We start from the raw sequence: 16,897 nt of genomic DNA on the forward strand, positions 1-16,897 counted from the left end.
GTACGACCATAACCCTCACTATGGTCTGAAGTCCAGGGCCCACGAAAGGACCGCTCCCATGACGGCAGCAGCACCGGCCGCAGTGATCGAACGCCGCGGCGCCATCGCCCTCATCACCCTCAACCGCCCGGATGTCCTCAACGCTGTGAACAGCGAGCTGTCCATGGCCGTGGGCACGGCACTTCAGGAGTTCAACAACGATCCCGACCTCCGTGTCGCGGTGATCACCGGGGCTGGACGCGCCTTCTGCGCGGGAGCAGACCTACGGGCATTAGCGGCCGGCGAGCGAATCCACGCGGAGGGCCACGACGAGTGGGGATTCGCCGGGCTCGTCAAACATTTCGTCGACAAGCCGGTTATCGCCGCCGTCAACGGCTTCGCACTCGGCGGCGGTACCGAGATCCTGCTCGCCTGCGATCTCGCGGTGATTGCCGAGGACACGAAACTGGGCTTGCCGGAAGTAAAGCGTGGCCTGGCCGCAGCCGCGGGAGGTCTGCTGCGCCTGCCTCGCCAGATCCCGCTCAAGTTGGCGCTCGAGGTCGCGCTCACCGGAGAACCGATCGACGCAGCGACGGCCGCACGATGGGGACTGGTCAACCGTGTCGCACCCGCCGATCAGGTGGTCGAGGTCGCATTGGAGCTCGCACGAAAGATTGCCGCCAACGCCCCGCTCGCGGTACATGCCAGCAAACGCGTCGTGCATCGCGCCTCCAATTTCGGCAGCGACTGGAGCGATGAGCTCTGGGAAATGAATGCCGACGAGCTTCGAACCGTGTTCCGCAGCGAGGACGCCAAGGAAGGCCCGCGCGCCTTCGCCGAGAAGCGCGCGCCCCGCTGGCAGGGCAGATAAGCCACCGAACAATCAGCAAAGAAAGTTGGAATTACCGTGCAGCGCACACTTTTCGAGCCGGAGCACGACTTGTTTCGGGAATCCTTCCGCGGCTTCCTCGCCCAGCATGTCGCTCCACATCACGACCGCTGGGAGCAGCAGCACATCGTCGACCGCGACGTCTGGATCGAGGCCGGCAAACAGGGGTTCCTCGGAACGGCGGTTCCCGAAACCTATGGCGGCGGTGGCGTAAAGGACTTTCGCTACAACGCGATCATCGCCGAAGAGCTGGCCAATGGCGGATACAGCGGCCTGTCGTTCCCGCTGCACAACGACATCGTCGCCCCCTATCTGATGGAACTCGCCAATGACGAGCAGAAGCGGCGATGGCTGCCCGGCTTCTGCAGCGGTGAGATCATCACCGCCATCGCGATGACCGAGCCCGGCACCGGTTCGGACCTGCAGGGCATCAAGACTCGTGCCGTGCTCGACGGCGACCACTGGATACTCAACGGCGCCAAGACATTCATCACCAGCGGCATCAACTCCGACCTGATTCTGGTTGTCGCGCAAACCGATCCGGGCAAGGGATCGCGGAGCTTCAGCATCCTCGTCGTCGAACGAGATATGCCGGGATTCGAACGCGGCCGTCACCTCGACAAGATCGGCATGCCCGCGCAGGACACCGCCGAGCTGGTCTTCACCGACGTCCGCGTTCCCGCCGCCAACCTGCTCGGCGAGCGCGGCAAGGGCTTCCACTACCTGATGCAGAACCTGCCACAGGAGCGACTGTCGATCGCAGTCACGGCCGCGGCGTCGATGGAATCCTGCCTGGCCACCACGGTGGAGTACGTGCGCAACCGGCACGCCTTCGGGCAACCCATCGGAGCATTGCAGAACAGCCGCTTCGTCCTGGCCGACCTCGCGACCGAGACGATGGCGGTACGGGTGCTCGTCGATCGATTCATCGCCGAACTCAACGCGGGTCACCTGACCGCCGAGGAAGCCGCGATGGCCAAGTTGTATGCCACCGAGGCCCAGGTTCGGCTGATCGATCGTTGCCTGCAGCTGCACGGCGGCTACGGCTACATGCGTGAGTACAGCGTCGCCAAGGCGTTCCTGGACTCACGCATCCAGACCATCTATGGCGGCACGAGCGAAATCATGCGCGAAATCATCGGCCGCTCAATGCGATTGGGATAGCAGTCGCGTGCGCGAGCGGCGCCGTCAGGCCCGTTCGCGCACGACGATGTGCGAATTGACCAGCCGGATATATTCGTCGAGCAGCACACTGAGATCGTCGTGATGCCCGGCGGCCGAAAGCTGCTGGTAGCCAACCAGCATCGCCATGCCCAGCGAAGTCAGCGACTTCGCGAGCTCGGCATCGTCGACGACGCCCGCGATTGCCTTCTGGACCGTTTTCCGGCGGGCGTCGTCGACACGCCGCTGCACGTCACGGACGTAGTCGTCATTGGCACCCCAAGCCCGGATAGCCGCTTCCGCCTCGTGATGCAGGCCGAGAGTCAGGTCGCGCAGCTTCTGCAGATCGGCTTCGGGCGTCGACTTCCCGAATTCCATGTCCCGTAACAGCACCACCTGCCGGTTCGCCCAGAACTCGAGCAGCGCGTTGACAAAGCCCTGGTAGCTCCCGAAGTGGTGATAGAACGAGCCGCTGGTTACCCCGAACTCCTTCACCAGCACGCCGATGTTGAGTCCCTTGAAACCCGTCCTGGCCAGGATCTCGAGCCCGAGCTCGAAGTACTGGTCCTTGTTCACTACTCGTGACATGTACACACCGTAGCCCATCTTATTGTTCCCCCTTTCCACGGACCATAACATGGTCTATGGTGTGTTGCATGGAATACGTCTACGGCAGACTGTTCATTGACGGAGAGTGGGTGACACCGGCATCCGACCGGGTCATCGACGTCATTTCGGCGCACTCCGAGCAACAGATCGGCCAAGTGCCCGCCGGTACACCCGACGACATCGATGCCGCTGTCACCGCCGCTCGCAACGCCTTCGAGGATCCGGCGGGCTGGGCACATTGGACAGCACCACAGCGCGCCGTCATCCTCAATCGTTTCGCCGACGAAATCGAAAGCCGCCGTGATGAATTCGCGCGGCGGGTCAGCCTTCAGAACGGGATGCCCATCACCATCGCGCGGCGCACCGAGGCTGCGGCACCGGCCGCCCTGCTGCGCTACTACGCCGAGCTGATCACGCAACACTCCACCGAGGAGCGGCGGCCATCGCTGCTGTCGGGAACCACGGTCGTTCGCCGGGAACCGATCGGTGTCGTCGCCGCGATCGTGCCGTGGAACTTCCCGCAATGCCTGACCTTCTTCAAGCTCGCCCCCGCGCTGGCCGCAGGATGCGCGGTCGTGGTCAAGCCGGCACCCGAGACCGTCCTCGACGCGTTCCTCGTTGCCGAAGCTGCTGCGGCAGCAGGTCTCCCCGCGGGCATCCTCAACATCGTCACCGGTGGGGGCGAGGTCGGTGCGCACCTGGTGACACACCCTGGCGTCGACAAGGTCGCTTTCACCGGGTCGACCGCGGCAGGGAAGGCGATCGCCGAACAGTGCGCACGCCTGATGCGGCCGGCCACCCTCGAACTCGGCGGCAAGTCCGCTGGCATCATCCTCGAGGATTTCGACCTTTCCCGCGCGACGCAGGCGCTTTTCGGTGCGACGCTGCTCAACCAGGGACAGACCTGCTATCTGAGTACGCGAATCTTCGCTCCTCACAACAGGTACGACGAGGTCGTCGATGCGTTCACCGCGTTGGCCGCCAACCTGCCGATCGGTGACCCGCTCGACCGTTCCACGGTGATCGGCCCCCTTGCGACCCGGCGCCAACGCGACACCGTGGAGAGCTATATCGCCAAGGGCGTTGCCGAGGGCGGCCGCATCACCACTGGCGGTGGACGCCCTGCGGGACTGCCGCACGGCTGGTACGTCGAGCCGACGATCTTCGCCGACGTCGACAACTCCGCCACGATCGCCCAGGAGGAGATCTTCGGCCCGGTGCTCAGCATCATTCGTTACCGCGACATCGACGACGCGATCACGCAGGCAAACGATTCGGCATACGGACTCGGCGGAACGGTATGGACCGCCGACGCCGACCGCGGACTCGAGGTCGCACGGCGAATCCATTCCGGCAGCGTCGGAATCAACGGGTTCGCGCTCGACCACGGGGCGCCCTTCGGCGGCGTCAAGAACAGCGGCATAGGACGCGAACTCGGCCCGGAGGGCCTGGCCGCCTACCAGCAGCTGAAGTCCATCTATCTACCCGCGTAATCGCAGTCTCGGAGACGCACATGACCACCACCGAATGCAAACGTCCCTTCCATCCCATCGAGCTGTCCTCGAAATCGTTCTGGGCCAAGACCGCTCAGGAACGCGAACTGTCCTTCGCGGTCCTGCGTGAACACTCGCCGGTCAGCTGGCAACCCCAGGTCGAAGATCCGTGGATGCCGGAGGATATCCCCGGCTACTGGGCCATCGTGCGCCACCGCGACATCGTCGAGGTCAGTCGCCGCAACGATGTCTTCATCTCGGGCGAAGGCGTCACTTTCGAAAATCTGCCGCCCGACGTGCTGCGCGGCTCTCAGTCCATCCTGGCCATGGATCCGCCCGATCACACGAAGATCCGCAAGCTGATCAGCGCCGCGTTCACCCCCAAGCAGGTGCAGCGGATCGAAGACCAGATCAAAGCGAATGCTCGCGCCATCGTCGATGGAATCGCCAAGACGGGTGAGGCCGAGGTTGTTTCACAGATCTCGGCGATCCTGCCCATGCTGACCGTCTGCGACATGATCGGCATCGACCGCAGCGAGCAGCCCCAGGTCGCTCACGCCGCCGAGATCATCACCGGGTGGAACGACCCCGAGGTCCGCGGCGGCCGTGATCGTGCCGAGGCGCTGGCCGAGGTCGGCTGGTACCTGACCAAACTCGGCCGTCGTATCGCCAAGGAACGCCGTCAGGAGCCGACCGGCGACCTGATGTCGGCGCTGGTCAACGCCGAGGTCGACGGGCAGCGACTCAACGATGTCGAGCTGTCGTCGTTCTTCACGCTGCTCTGCGTCGCGGGCACCGACACCACCCGGCAAACGGCGACCCACACGATCAAGGCTCTCACCGATTTTCCCGAGCAGCGCGCCTGGCTGCTCGAGGACTTCGACGGCCGGATCAAGACCGCCACCGAGGAGATGGTGCGCTGGGCATCCCCCGTCATGACCTTCAAACGGACCTGCGTGCAGGACTACGAACTGGCCGGCCAGCGCATCCGGGCGGGCGAGAAGGTCGTCATGTTCTACCCGTCGGGCAACTGGGACACGACCGTCTTCACCGATCCTCACGTGTTCGACCTGTCTCGTGACCCGAATCCGCACGTCGGATTCGGCGGCGGCGGAACGCATTTCTGCCTCGGCAATCAGGTGGCCAAGAGCCAGCTGCGGGCACTGTTCCGTGAACTGCTCACCCGCATATCGGATTTCCGGGCGGGTGAACCACAGATGCTCGCGGGCAACCTCATTCACGGCATCAAGTCGATGCCGATCACCTTCACCCCCGAGCAGTGAGACGAGGGACGACATGAGCCCGCTGGCACGGACCCTGACCGATAGACTCACCGGATACCTCTGGGGTACCGGCCCGGAGACCACGACCACCCATCCCGTCACCGGCGGACCCCTGGCGACCCTGCGTCAATCGACCGGCGCGGATGTCGTCGTCGCCTTCGAACGCGCCGCCAAAGCACAACTGGCCTGGGCGAATCTGAGCCCACGCGAGCGCGCGAAACCGTTCCTCGCGCTGCACGATCTGGTCCTGGGAAATCCGGAGCTGATCGACGTCATCCAGGCCGAGACCGGGAAATCGCGGAACAGCGCCCTCGAAGAGACCCTCGACATCGCCGGTGTCGCGTTGTATTACGGTCGGCACGCCCCGAAGTTTCTCGCACCGCGCCGACGCGCCGGTGCCATCCCGGTCGCCACTCAGACGCGGGAGCTGCGCCAGCCCAAGGGCGTCGTCGGGATCATCTCGCCCTGGAATTACCCGCTGTCGCTGGGCGCCGGTGACGCTATTCCGGCACTGATGGCGGGCAATGCCGTTGTCCACAAACCGGATACCCAGACGACGCTCACCGCGCTCTACGCCCGTGAGCTCCTGATCCGGGCTGGGCTACCCGAGGACCTGTGGCAGATTGTCGTGGGCGAACCCGACGCGGTCGGCGACCAGATGATCGCGAGTGCGGACCACATCTGCTTCACCGGGTCGACCGGCGCGGGTCGGGCCATCGCGCAGGCGGCGGCCGCCCGCCTGATCGGCTGCACCCTCGAGCTCGGCGGCAAGAACCCGATGCTCATCCTCGGCGATGCGGACATCACCAAGGCCGTCAAAGGTGCTGTGCGCGCGTGCTTCTCGACGACCGGGCAGCTGTGTCTGTCGACCGAGCGCCTCTATGTCGCCGACAGCATCTACGACGCCTTCATGGCCGAGTTCGTCCAGAACACCCGCAAGCTCGTCGCCGGGAGCGGACCGGCGTTCGATTACGACATCGGAACTCTCTCCCTGCCAAGGCAATTCGATCGTGTCGTGGAGCATGTCTCGGATGCCCGCGCCAAAGGCGCTCAGGTTCTGTCCGGCGGGCAACCGCGCCCCGATCTCGGCCCCTGGTTCTACGAGCCGACGGTGTTGACAGACGTCACCCCGGAGATGACGGTCTACCGCACCGAGACCTTCGGCCCGGTGGTGTCGGTCTATCGATTCCGTGACGAGGACGAGGCCGTCTCGATGGCCAATGACTCCGAGTACGGCCTCAATGCCAGCATCTGGACCCGCGATGTGGGCCGCGGCCGCCGCCTGGCGTCGCGAATCCGTTGTGGCACAGTCAATATCAACGAGGGCTACGGTTCCGCGTATGCCTCCAACGATGCCCCCATGGGCGGCATGAAGGCGTCCGGACAGGGCCGTCGACACGGTGAGCACGGCCTCCTCGAGTACACCGAACTGCAAACCGTCGGCAGCCAGCACCTCATCGGTTTCGATCCGCCGCCGGGCCTGAGCGTCGAACGCAACGCCCACCTGCTCATCGCCATGTACAAGCTCATGAAAATGCTGCGGATCAAATGAACGACTACGACTACGACGTCATCGTCATCGGCTCAGGGTTCGGCGGCTCGGTGTCGGCCCTGCGGCTCGCCGAGAAGGGGTACCGGGTCGGCGTCCTCGAGCAGGGGGCGCGCTGGCGGCCGGAGGATTTTCCCCCGAACAGCTGGCACCTGCGCAAGTGGGCATGGCGGCCGAAGCTCGGATGCTATGGCCCGCAACAGCTCACGGTATTGCGGAACTCCTTCATCATGTCGGCAGTCGGCGTCGGCGGTGGCTCGCTGATCTACGGGAACACCCTCTACGACCCGCTCGACAGCTTCTACGACGACCCTCAGTGGGCGTCGATCACCGATTGGCGTGACGAACTCGCTCCGTACTACGACCAGGCCAAACGCATGCTCGGCGTCGCAACCAACCCGCGATTGGTCGTGGGCGACCATCTGTTGCACGATGTCGCTTCCGACCTCGGTGTAGAGGCAACGTTCCACCCCACCAACGTCGGCGTCTTCTTCGGCGAGCCCGGCAAGACGGTGCCGGACCCCTACTTCGGCGGCGTCGGTCCCGCGCGGAGCGGCTGCGTGTACTGCGCCCAATGCATGACCGGGTGCCCACACAATGCGAAGAACACCACCGAGACGAACTACCTCTATCTCGCCGAACAAGCCGGAGTGCACATCCATCCGCTGACCACGGTGGTCGATGTCCAGCCGCTCACATCAGGCGGATATCAGGTGGTGACGGTGCGAACAGGACGCTGGATTCGCAAGCAGCGCAGGGTGTTCACCGCCGAGCAGGTCGTCTTCGCCGCCGCGGCACTCGGTACTCAACGGCTGCTGCATCAACTGCGGGATACCGGCTCGCTGCCCTCGATTTCCCCGCGGCTCGGCGAACTCACCCGAACCAACTCCGAGGCCATCCTGGTCTCGACCACGCGCGGACGAACAGACATGGCCGAGGGCATCGCCATCTCGTCTTCCATCCACCCGGAGCCTCATACCCATATCGAGGCCGTGCGCTACGGCAAGGGCTCCAATGTGATGTTCGGTTTGACGACCCCGCTGATCGACGGCAACGACGGGCGAACGACACGATGGCTGCGCTACATCGCGAGCCACCCCATGGTGTACCTGCGATCGCTCAATATCCGTCGGGCATCGGAACGTTCGGTGATCCTGCTGGTGATGCAGAGCCTCGACAACTCGCTCACCACCTATCGCACACGCGGGCTCTTCGGCGCCAAGATCACCACCAAGCAGGGCAAGGGCGAACCGAATCCGAACTGGATCCCGGCCGGAAACGACGTCACCCGTAGGCTGGCGGCGAAAATGGACGGCGACGCGCTGGGCACCCTCGCCGATGTCGTCAATGTTCCGATGACAGGTCATTTCATCGGCGGCTGCGCGATCGGTGAATCCGCGGAGACCGGTGTCGTCGATCCTTACCAGCGGTTGCACGACTACCCGGGCCTGCACGTCATCGACGGATCGACCATCTCCGCCAACCTCGGCGTCAATCCGTCACTGACCATCACCGCCCAGGCCGAGCGCGCGCTGGCGTTCTGGCCGAACAAGGGTGATCCGGACCCGCGGCCTCCACTCGGTCGGCGCTATCTGCGAATCGCACCGGTGGAGCCGAAACATCCGGTGGTACCGCACACCGCGATCGGGGCCCTGCGCTTGCCGATCGTCGAGATCCATCACGAAACTCAGAACGAATCCAGGAGCAATTGACCGATGGCATCCCCGTTCGCCGCTGCTTCCCGCACCATGTGCGAAGCATTTCAGTCCACTCTCACCAGAAATCCGGACGCCATCGCCGTCCGCACCGTGGGCGAAACCGAGTCCCTCACTTTCGCGGAATGGGGCGACCGCGTCCGCGCGATCGCGGCCGGACTTGCCGGCCTCGGTGTGCAGCGCGGGGATACCGTCGCACTGTTGATGACCAACCGCCCGGAGTTCTATCCGATCGATGTGGCCGTCCAGCATCTCGGCGCGACCGCGTTCTCGATCTACAACACGTCCTCCCCCGAGCAGATCACCTACTTGCTCAACGACTCTCACGCCCGCGTGGTCGTCTGCGAGCAGCAATACCTGCAGAACCTGACGGTCGGACGCGTCGGTACGGACCTCGAGTACCTGGTGTGCATCGATGCAACCCCCGACGGCACCGTCGGTCTCGAGGACATGGTGTCCGATGCCGACCCGACCTTCGACTTCGAAAAGTCTTGGCGCGCAGTAGAACCGGATGACGTACTGACCCTGATCTACACCTCGGGCACCACCGGAGACCCCAAGGGTGTGCAGGTCACCCACGCCAACATGATCGCGATGGTCGCCGGTGCCGAACAGCTCTGGCGATCCGACCCCGACGACCGGATCATCTCGTTCCTGCCGTCCGCGCACATCGCAGATCGGCTCTCGGCGCTCTATCACCTGATGGTCGTCGGGAATCAGCTGACCACCGTTGCCGATCGCAAGGACTTTGCCCGAGCGCTGGTCGATGTGCGTCCCACGATCTTCGGTGCCGTGCCGCAGATCTGGCAGAAGCTCAAGGCGGCGATCGAAGCCCAGGTGCGTGACACCGACAGCGCCAACGCCGAGTTGGCTCAATGGGCTCTCGACTGCGGGCGACAGGTCTCCGACCTGGATCTCGATGGGAAGTCTGTTTCACCGGTGCTCCGCGCGCAGCACTTCGCCGCCGACCACCTTGTCTTGTCCAAGCTCCGTGCCGCCGTCGGACTGGACGCGCCCAAACTGGCTATCTCGGCGGCGGCTCCGCTCTCGGAGGAGGTCCTGCGCTTCTTCAACGGCATCGGGATTCCACTCTCGGACGCGTGGGGTATGTCGGAGCTCTCGGGTGTCGTCACGATGAGCGCCAAAGGCCAGGTCCGTCCGGGCACCGTCGGCAAGCCCCTCGACGGTGTAGAGATCAAGATCGCCGAGGACGGAGAGATCCTGGTACGCGGCCCGATGGTCATGAAGGGCTACCTCAACAAGCCGGCACACACCGCGGACACCGTGGGCGTCGACGGTTGGGTGCAGACCGGCGACATCGGTGAGCTCGACGCGGACGGATACCTCAAGATCGTGGACCGTAAGAAGGAACTCATTATCAACGCGGGCGGCAAGAACATGTCCCCGTCGAACATCGAGAACTGGATCAAGGCCTTCTCCCCCTTGATCGGCCAGGCTGTAGCGATCGGTGACAACCGCAAATACAACGTCGCGCTGATCTCTCTCGACCCCGAGACGAGCGCGGCGTACGCCGCCAAGTACGACCTCCCGTCGACCCCGGATGCGCTGTCTTCCAACCAGAACGTCGTCGCCGCGATCGAGGCGGCCATCGATCAGGCCAATGCCAAGCTCTCGAGGGTCGAGCAGATCAAGAAGTTCCGAATCGTTCCCGACTTCTGGGAGCCCGGCAGCGACGTCCTGACCCCGACCATGAAGCTGCGTCGCAAGCCGATCAACGAGCGCTACGCGGCGTTGATCGAAGAACTCTACGCCTGAAACGAACCGCGACTGCCCCCCAACGGTTAACCCGTTGGGGGGCAGTCGCTTTTATCGCGTTAAGCCGCGCCTCGAAGGAAACTGCGCACAGCTTCGGCGAACAGCCGCTCCGAGGTGTCCCACGGGTTGGCGCCGACGGCGGCTGCGAGCGCCGGCTCGGTGGCGGGATTGAGGTTGGGGAAGATACGCTTGCGGGCGGTAGGGTCCTTCATCGCCTGCACGAGACCCGCACCGAGGGTGAGATGTTCGATGCCGTCGAGAATGAGGACGTGCTTCTCCACGGGAACACCGGCCTCGACGAGAAAGGCAGCCGCGGCTTCGTAGCGTCCGTTGAAGACTTCGCGGGGAACGTGCTCCAGCAGGATCGGGGCCGCGTTCGGGTGGCGGAGAACCGCACGACGGAAACTGACGGCCTGGACCACGAACCACTCGATCCAGTCGTTGGCGTCCCGCTTACGCGGCATCACGGTCTCGGCGACGATCGCCCGAGATACCTCGGCCATAATGTCGGCGCGGTCATCGAAGTGGTAGTACAGAGACGGCGCCTTGACGCCGAGCACCCGCGCGAGGCGAGGCATACTGCACGCCGCCAGCCCTTCGGAATCGATGATCTCGATGGCAGCCTTGATGACGAGGCTCCGGTCGAGGAGCGGGCGTGCGGGACGTGGCATGGTCTCGATTATTACCTAACGGCCTATGGTTGAAGTGCCCCGGACAGAACGTAACCCCGGGAGCCGGTAGAGGTGGCGGGACCCGGCGCCCGGGGTTACGTAACCTTGCCGCGGAGGGTAGTTGGGTTCCACGACAAGGGGATTCGAGGAGTCGTCAGCTCGCCAGGTAGATCCCCACGACGGCTGCGCAGGCCACGCCCGACCAGCCCAGGAAGATCCATCGCAATAACGCGGGCGCGTGTCGTAACTCCATGAAGTACAGGCCGATCAATGTCACCTTGGCGAAGGCCACGACGAGGATGACGGTCGACGCGGTAACAGGGCTTCCCGATCCGTGGTCGACACCCAGGTACCACGAGATCCCGGTCGCCACCACGAGCACCAGCCACACCGGTATCAGAGCGCTGCGGACCAGCTTTGTCATCGACTCACCTCACCAAATAGAGCAGCGCGAAGAGGATCATCCAGAGCAGGTCGACCGCGTGCCAGAACGAGGCACCGCTCTCTATCGCCGTCGTCGGTGCGGGATTTCGCTTCGCAGCGCGATACATGTACGCCAGCACACACATTCCCGCGATCAAATGCGTGAGGTGAATACCGGTGAGCATGAAGTAATAGCTGTAGAAGATGTTCGTGGTCGGTGTGATACCAGCCCGCACCAGACTGCTGTACTCGAAATACTTGTTGAGGACGAATCCCGCACCGCAAACGAAGGCACCGGCGAACATCCACTCGCCGTATTTCGGGATATTCCTGCGGACCGCTTGGACACCCAGTGCGACCAGCAGAGAACTGATCAGCAGTAGCACCGCGTTGATCGCACCGAAGTCGATATGCAGGTGGTTGGCCGAGCTGGTGAATGCCTCGACCTGCTTCCTCCGGTCGGCCATGAAGCTCACCGCGAGTGCGATGTAGAGCGACATGTCACCGAAGATGAAGATCCAGATGCCGGCTTCGCCGGGGATATGGGGAACCGTCGGGCGGGACCGGGCGGCCCCGGCCGCGTCACTCGCCGAAGCGGGTGACGCAGCCGACGCCTGATCCAGCGCAGTGACGGAATCGCTGGGCATCGTCATGACCTAGTGCAGCGCGTGAGCGGGCTTGCCGTCGTTCGGCAAGGCGACCGGAACCGTGCCCGGCCCCGCGGGATACAGGGACTGATCGGCACCGGGAGTGACACCGTCTTCCCGCCGCACGCCCTGGATGATCAAGGCGCTCATGACGCAGATCCACACGAAGAACACGAAGGCGGGCCAATACAGGGCCAGCGGGCCGTTCCAGGCGATCGGGCCGGTGTGGAAGAAGATCATGAACTGGCCCGTCATGACCAGACCGGCGAACCAGAAGTTCACCCAGGCCGACCACCGCGGGAACACGGGACGCGCGCTCTTGTCGGACAGGATGGCCAGACCGATCGCGATGGCCCACAGGCTCAGCGGGAACACTTCGAACTCGAGCAGGATGAACTGGAAGTCGTTCAGCGTGCGCAGCAACTCCGGCGCCATGTCCTCGGGACGGAAGGCACAGAAGGCCATCCAGAAGAAGTACAGGACGGAGTTGAACACCGCGACGCCGACCGCACCCAGCTGGGTGTAGGTCAGAATCGGCGGGCGGCCGTTCTCGATTCGGCGCGTCATCGCCGCGATAGCGGAGCCCCACGGGTAGTAGAAGGCGCTCGCGAGCATGCCGATCCACGCTCCAGCACGGATCTGGATCAGATGATTGACGTAGAAGTCATGAACCTCCTGCGGAGTCGACATGGGACTCAGCTTCGGAGGGATCGTCCACGCCAGCGGCGGAATACAGGCGAGCAGAAAGCCGAAGGTGAAGATCCACCCGGTCCATCCCACCCACACGTGTGCTTTCTTCAGCATTTCGTTTCTTCCAATCTAGCCGAGACCCAAGGGCCTCATTACGGTGTCGTTAAATCTAAAGCCTTTAGATACGTATGGCAAGGCTCACAGCGATAACAGCTCGAGATCTGCCCGACGGCGGACCGCGGCCCCGAGCCTCGCGGCGCCGGCCCGCCGTCACGGTCCGGTCAGCGAGGTCCAGCCTTGCCTCCGAGGGCCGAGTCGATCCCGCCGATGTCGGTGATCGACCAGTTGTTGTGGGAGTCGATGGTCAACTGGTAGGTCGCGGTCGACTGGATCCCGTCCGGAGCTTGACTGTTCTTCGTCATGACGCTCACGAAGCAGTCGACGGAGTAGGCGCCGTTCGACTCCGAATGCACCTTCGCCGCAATCGGTTTGGCGGTGGCCACCCATTGCAGAGGTGTGATGATCTGTTCCATCGATGCCGCGGCCTGGTTGAGCCGGTTGGACAGTTCGGGTGTGGTGCCCTTGGTCAGCCGTCCCTTCCACGCGGCGAGGTCGTGGAAGTCCATATTGGCTGCGGCGGTGGCGTAGTCCAGTGCGACCTGTTCGGCGTGGGCCTGGTCGGTCGAAGCGCGGTGGATCCGGTCGAGCTCACCGGACTTCGAATGCCACTGCCAGCCGAGGCCGCCCGCGGCGACGACGACCGCTACGGCGAGGCCGCCGGTCACCAGAGTCTTGAGCGAGACACTCGAGTTGCCGGCGCTGCGGCCCTTGCGGACCACCGAGCCCACCACCGATTGCCGAGTGTGTCCGATGTTCCGATCCTCGACGGCCAGTTCGACGTTGTCGGCGTCGGTGTCGGGCGGGTTCTCCAGGATCGCTGAGTTCTTGGTCATTTTTTGTTGCCTTTCCTGAGTCTGCTTGTCCCCCACGTGATGTCCGAGTCGTGGTTCAGTCCCGTCGATCGCTACCTCCCCGGTGTGTGGACGTGAATGGTGAGCGCATCGCCGGTTTCCGTTGCCGCGAGCGCGTTGTCGAGGAATCGGCCGACGTCGACGGTCTGCAGTGCGGCCGCCCCGGCCCGGACACCGGGCAGCAGATCCACCCCGAGCACCTGGAGATCGCCGGAGCTCTTGTCCAGGAATTGCTGCAGTTGGCCGATCAGTGGACCGGCGCCGTACTTGATTCCGTCCCTCAGGGGACCGAACTCGGTGGCGAAGTGGATCGAGTCGAGGATCCCGGAGAACTGGCCGCCGAAGTCCGCCACGATGGGGGTCGTCGCCGCGAGATCACCCGGCACCGAGGACGATTGCAGCAACAACGGCTGTATCGCACGCAACAGCGTCGTCAGGTTGTCCGATTGGCTGGTGAGAGCGGATGCGAGCAGCTCACCGGCGTGGTTCAGATCGCCGACCACGCGCGTGTCATCGGGCAGTGCGATGTCCATCGTGTGGAAGATGTCCTGAATCCGTTGCGGATCCACCTGTTCCAGAAGTCTGGTCAACCGCGCGGAGAGTTCCTTGAAGGTCGTCGGGACCACGACCTTCTCGGAGGGGACGCTGGCCTCGTCGGCCAGGAATGGCCCAGAGGTCGTGGCCGGCGCTATCGCGAGATAGGCTTCCCCCAGTGCGGACAGATTGTCCACCCGGAAGCGGCTGTCGACCGGAATCCTGTAGTCGCTGTTGTAGTTCCAGTTCACTTCGATGTGATCCGCGGCTGCGGTGATCCCGGTGACGTGACCGACCGCCACGCCGCGGATGAGCACTCGCGAGCCGACGACGAGGCCATTGGTGTCGGTCACCGACATGCTCGCCGTCCGCACGTGCTCGAAGGCCGTCATGTGCAGACCCAGCCGGTCCATGTAGAGGAAGGAGGCGGCCGCGATGACGGCCATCCCGACAACGGATGCGGTTGTCCTGGCGATCATTTCACTGCTCCCAGCATGCGTAGCACGTTGCTGACATCGGCGATCAGCTGATCGCCCTGTGGCGACTCGACCGAGGTGATGTTCACCGAAGGATTGGCCGCGAATGGCAGGATCGTTTGCCGCAGGAATCCCGACAGCTTCTCCGCGTCGGTCGGCGCCTCGTCCCAGAGCTGACGGATCATCCCGCCCGAGTCCGCGAGCGAGTCGAACATCGGAACCATCCAGAGTCCCCCCTCGTACACGCTGCCGACCGACGGCAGGATCTGCCCGATGTAGGACACGATGTCCACCGCCACGCGGCGCCAATAGTGCGCGGTCGGCTGGGAGAACAGTGTCGCCAGCGTCGAGGAGTTGTCGTTCACCGAGGTCGCGGTGGCATCGAATCCGTTGAGCGCACGGTCGATTTCGCCGGTGTTCTGGGCCAGGTCGTGCAGATCGACAGAGACCACCGAAGCCAGATGCTGGACATCGGGCACCGCGGGCATGACGCGGTTGATCCGGGTCATCGCGTCTTCGACCTTCTGAATGCTGCCGCCGTTGACGAAGTAGGCCAGCACGGCCATCGTGTCCTCGAGCTGCGGCGGCGACGATGTGCGAGCCACCGGCACCACACCGTCGGCCGTCAGGTACCCCTTCGACGCATCGGTCGCATCGTGGTCGAGTGCGATGTAGGTGTCGCCGAGCAGGGTGTTCTGCCGGATGACGGCTCGGACCTCGGCCGGGACGTGCGTCCCCGACTTCATCTTGGCGGTCACGACCACGGCCTGATCGGTGACCTTGACGCTGCCGACCTCGCCGAAGCGCAGCCCGTCCATCATGATGTCGGCGCCGGTCGGCAGGTTCATGACGCTGGCGAATTGCAGGGTGACGTCATAGCCGTCGCCGATCCCACCGGTCACCGAAGGCAGATCGTTCGGGCCGAGGGAGCATGATGTCGTGCCGAATACGGTGCAGCACAGGGCAACCGCGCCCACGCTCGTTTTGATTCCTGTCGAGAACTTCATCTACTGCCCCTTCGCAAGAGTCAGCCCGAGCAAGCCGGCCGCGGGTATCTCGGCACCGCCGACATTGACGGTCGGCGGTGCGTACGTGATGGCAAGTCCGCCGTTGTTGTCGGCCTGTTGGCGCAGCATCGCCGCCACTGGCGGAATTGACTCCAGCAGTGCCGCAATGTCTTTCGACCTCGTAGCGGCCAGGTGGATGACGTCGGCGACACCGCCCTTCAGCAGCGGCCAGAGCACGTCGCCGTAGCTGCGCTGGATGTCGTAGAGGGTCGCGACCAGCCAGCCGGTGCCATTGGTGACGTTGAGAACGCCGGGCCACAGCTTGTTGCCCGCATCGACGACCTGCGGCATCTGATCGAGGATGGAGCGCAGCGAGGACCAGCGTTGCAGCGCTTCGTCGGTCAGCGGCGCCATGTTCAGAATGCTGGATCCGATATCGGAGATCAGCTGATCCGGATTGGCCGAGGCGGAGGCAGCGTGCTGCATCATGGCGCGCGCGAGCTCGCCGTTGCCGTGCAGCGCCGCGTCGAATCCGGCCACCGCGTTCTGGAAGCTGTCCTTTCCGTTGTCCGGAGCCATAGCGTCGATGAAATCGGCTGCGGATCCGGCGATCTCGGAGATGCTCTTGGGCGTGAAACTGTGGTCGAGTGCGATGCATTGACCGGATTTCAGCTGGGGCCCCGTCTGGTAATTGCCCACCAATTCCAGGCTGCGGTCGGCGAGAAGGGATTTCGAACGAGTCACCGCCTTCACCCCGGCGGGATAATGTCGGCCGGCGTCGAGGGAGAAGCTGACCTCGACGTGGTCGCCCTTGGACCGGATGTGATCGACGCGGCCGATCTGGAGCCCCATTTGGGTGACCGGGTTGCCCTCGTAGAGCCCGACCGCATCGGGCATGATCGCGCAGTACCCCGAGGAGCTGGTCGTGGTATCGCCTGTGACCATGGCGAATCCGACGCCTGCGGCTGCTACGACACCGGCGACCACCGCTGTGCTGATCACCAGCTTGCGATTCTTGATCATG

Annotated in this window: 16 protein-coding genes; 7 read left to right on the forward strand and 9 right to left on the reverse strand. The window is 64.1% G+C overall.

What is annotated here, in order from left to right:
* Positions 1–58: 58 nt before the first annotated feature.
* Entirely contained in the window at positions 59–850 is a 792-nt protein-coding gene (locus GPX89_RS26135; RefSeq protein ID WP_157390292.1) for a crotonase/enoyl-CoA hydratase family protein, read from the forward strand.
* Positions 851–886: 36 nt separating this feature from the next.
* Positions 887–2,032 (forward strand): acyl-CoA dehydrogenase family protein, encoded by a 1,146-nt coding sequence (locus GPX89_RS26140; RefSeq protein WP_328602331.1) that lies wholly within the window; start codon positions 887–889, stop codon positions 2,030–2,032.
* Positions 2,033–2,056: 24 nt separating this feature from the next.
* Here GPX89_RS26140 and GPX89_RS26145 read toward each other — a convergent pair whose 3' ends face one another.
* Positions 2,057–2,605: a TetR/AcrR family transcriptional regulator gene (locus tag GPX89_RS26145; protein WP_328602332.1), complete on the reverse strand. Its 549-nt coding sequence runs from the start codon at positions 2,603–2,605 to the stop codon at positions 2,057–2,059.
* Between the two features lie 80 nt (positions 2,606–2,685).
* Here GPX89_RS26145 and GPX89_RS26150 point away from each other — a divergent pair, with 80 nt between their 5' ends.
* From GPX89_RS26150 to GPX89_RS26170, 5 genes are read left to right on the forward strand one after another with little or no spacing between them, the layout of a single operon-like run.
* Positions 2,686–4,131: an aldehyde dehydrogenase gene (locus tag GPX89_RS26150; RefSeq protein ID WP_157390294.1), complete on the forward strand. Its 1,446-nt coding sequence runs from the start codon at positions 2,686–2,688 to the stop codon at positions 4,129–4,131.
* Positions 4,132–4,151: 20 nt separating this feature from the next.
* The gene (locus tag GPX89_RS26155; protein ID WP_157390295.1) at positions 4,152–5,414 is read left to right on the forward strand and encodes a cytochrome P450; all 1,263 of its coding nucleotides are present in this window, start codon (positions 4,152–4,154) and stop codon (positions 5,412–5,414) included.
* A 13-nt stretch (positions 5,415–5,427) separates the two neighbouring features.
* The gene (locus GPX89_RS26160) at positions 5,428–6,966 is read left to right on the forward strand and encodes a succinic semialdehyde dehydrogenase (RefSeq protein WP_157390296.1); all 1,539 of its coding nucleotides are present in this window, start codon (positions 5,428–5,430) and stop codon (positions 6,964–6,966) included.
* Positions 6,963–8,675 carry a GMC oxidoreductase gene (locus GPX89_RS26165; protein ID WP_157390297.1) on the forward strand — a complete coding sequence of 571 codons (1,713 nt, stop codon included), beginning with the start codon at positions 6,963–6,965 and terminating at the stop codon, positions 8,673–8,675. The genes GPX89_RS26160 and GPX89_RS26165 overlap by 4 nt, the downstream gene beginning before the upstream one ends.
* 3 nt (positions 8,676–8,678) lie before the next feature.
* The gene (locus GPX89_RS26170; RefSeq protein ID WP_157390298.1) at positions 8,679–10,454 is read left to right on the forward strand and encodes an AMP-dependent synthetase/ligase; all 1,776 of its coding nucleotides are present in this window, start codon (positions 8,679–8,681) and stop codon (positions 10,452–10,454) included.
* Between the two features lie 59 nt (positions 10,455–10,513).
* Here GPX89_RS26170 and GPX89_RS26175 read toward each other — a convergent pair whose 3' ends face one another.
* From GPX89_RS26175 to GPX89_RS26210, 8 genes are all read right to left on the reverse strand, one after another.
* The gene (locus tag GPX89_RS26175) at positions 10,514–11,125 is read right to left on the reverse strand and encodes a TetR family transcriptional regulator (RefSeq protein ID WP_157390299.1); all 612 of its coding nucleotides are present in this window, start codon (positions 11,123–11,125) and stop codon (positions 10,514–10,516) included.
* 154 nt (positions 11,126–11,279) lie between these two features.
* Positions 11,280–11,549: a cytochrome C oxidase subunit IV family protein gene (locus tag GPX89_RS26180; protein ID WP_157390300.1), complete on the reverse strand. Its 270-nt coding sequence runs from the start codon at positions 11,547–11,549 to the stop codon at positions 11,280–11,282.
* 4 nt (positions 11,550–11,553) lie between these two features.
* Complete coding sequence (locus GPX89_RS26185) at positions 11,554–12,195, reverse strand: cytochrome c oxidase subunit 3 (RefSeq protein WP_157390301.1); 642 nt, start codon at positions 12,193–12,195, stop codon at positions 11,554–11,556.
* Between the two features lie 9 nt (positions 12,196–12,204).
* Positions 12,205–12,999 carry a hypothetical protein gene (locus GPX89_RS26190; protein WP_157390302.1) on the reverse strand — a complete coding sequence of 265 codons (795 nt, stop codon included), beginning with the start codon at positions 12,997–12,999 and terminating at the stop codon, positions 12,205–12,207.
* Between the two features lie 167 nt (positions 13,000–13,166).
* Positions 13,167–13,838, reverse strand: a complete 672-nt coding sequence (locus GPX89_RS26195; RefSeq protein ID WP_235948013.1) for a hypothetical protein — start codon at positions 13,836–13,838, stop codon at positions 13,167–13,169.
* 71 nt (positions 13,839–13,909) lie between these two features.
* The gene (locus GPX89_RS26200) at positions 13,910–14,869 is read right to left on the reverse strand and encodes an MlaD family protein (protein WP_157390303.1); all 960 of its coding nucleotides are present in this window, start codon (positions 14,867–14,869) and stop codon (positions 13,910–13,912) included.
* Positions 14,866–15,873 carry an MlaD family protein gene (locus GPX89_RS26205; protein ID WP_157390304.1) on the reverse strand — a complete coding sequence of 336 codons (1,008 nt, stop codon included), beginning with the start codon at positions 15,871–15,873 and terminating at the stop codon, positions 14,866–14,868. Before GPX89_RS26205 ends, GPX89_RS26200 begins: the two co-directional genes overlap by 4 nt.
* Entirely contained in the window at positions 15,874–16,896 is a 1,023-nt protein-coding gene (locus GPX89_RS26210) for an MlaD family protein (RefSeq protein ID WP_157390305.1), read from the reverse strand.
* Position 16,897 lies beyond the last annotated feature (1 nt).

Source organism: Nocardia terrae, from assembly GCF_009760405.1.
Lineage (GTDB): Bacteria > Actinomycetota > Actinomycetes > Mycobacteriales > Mycobacteriaceae > Nocardia > Nocardia terrae.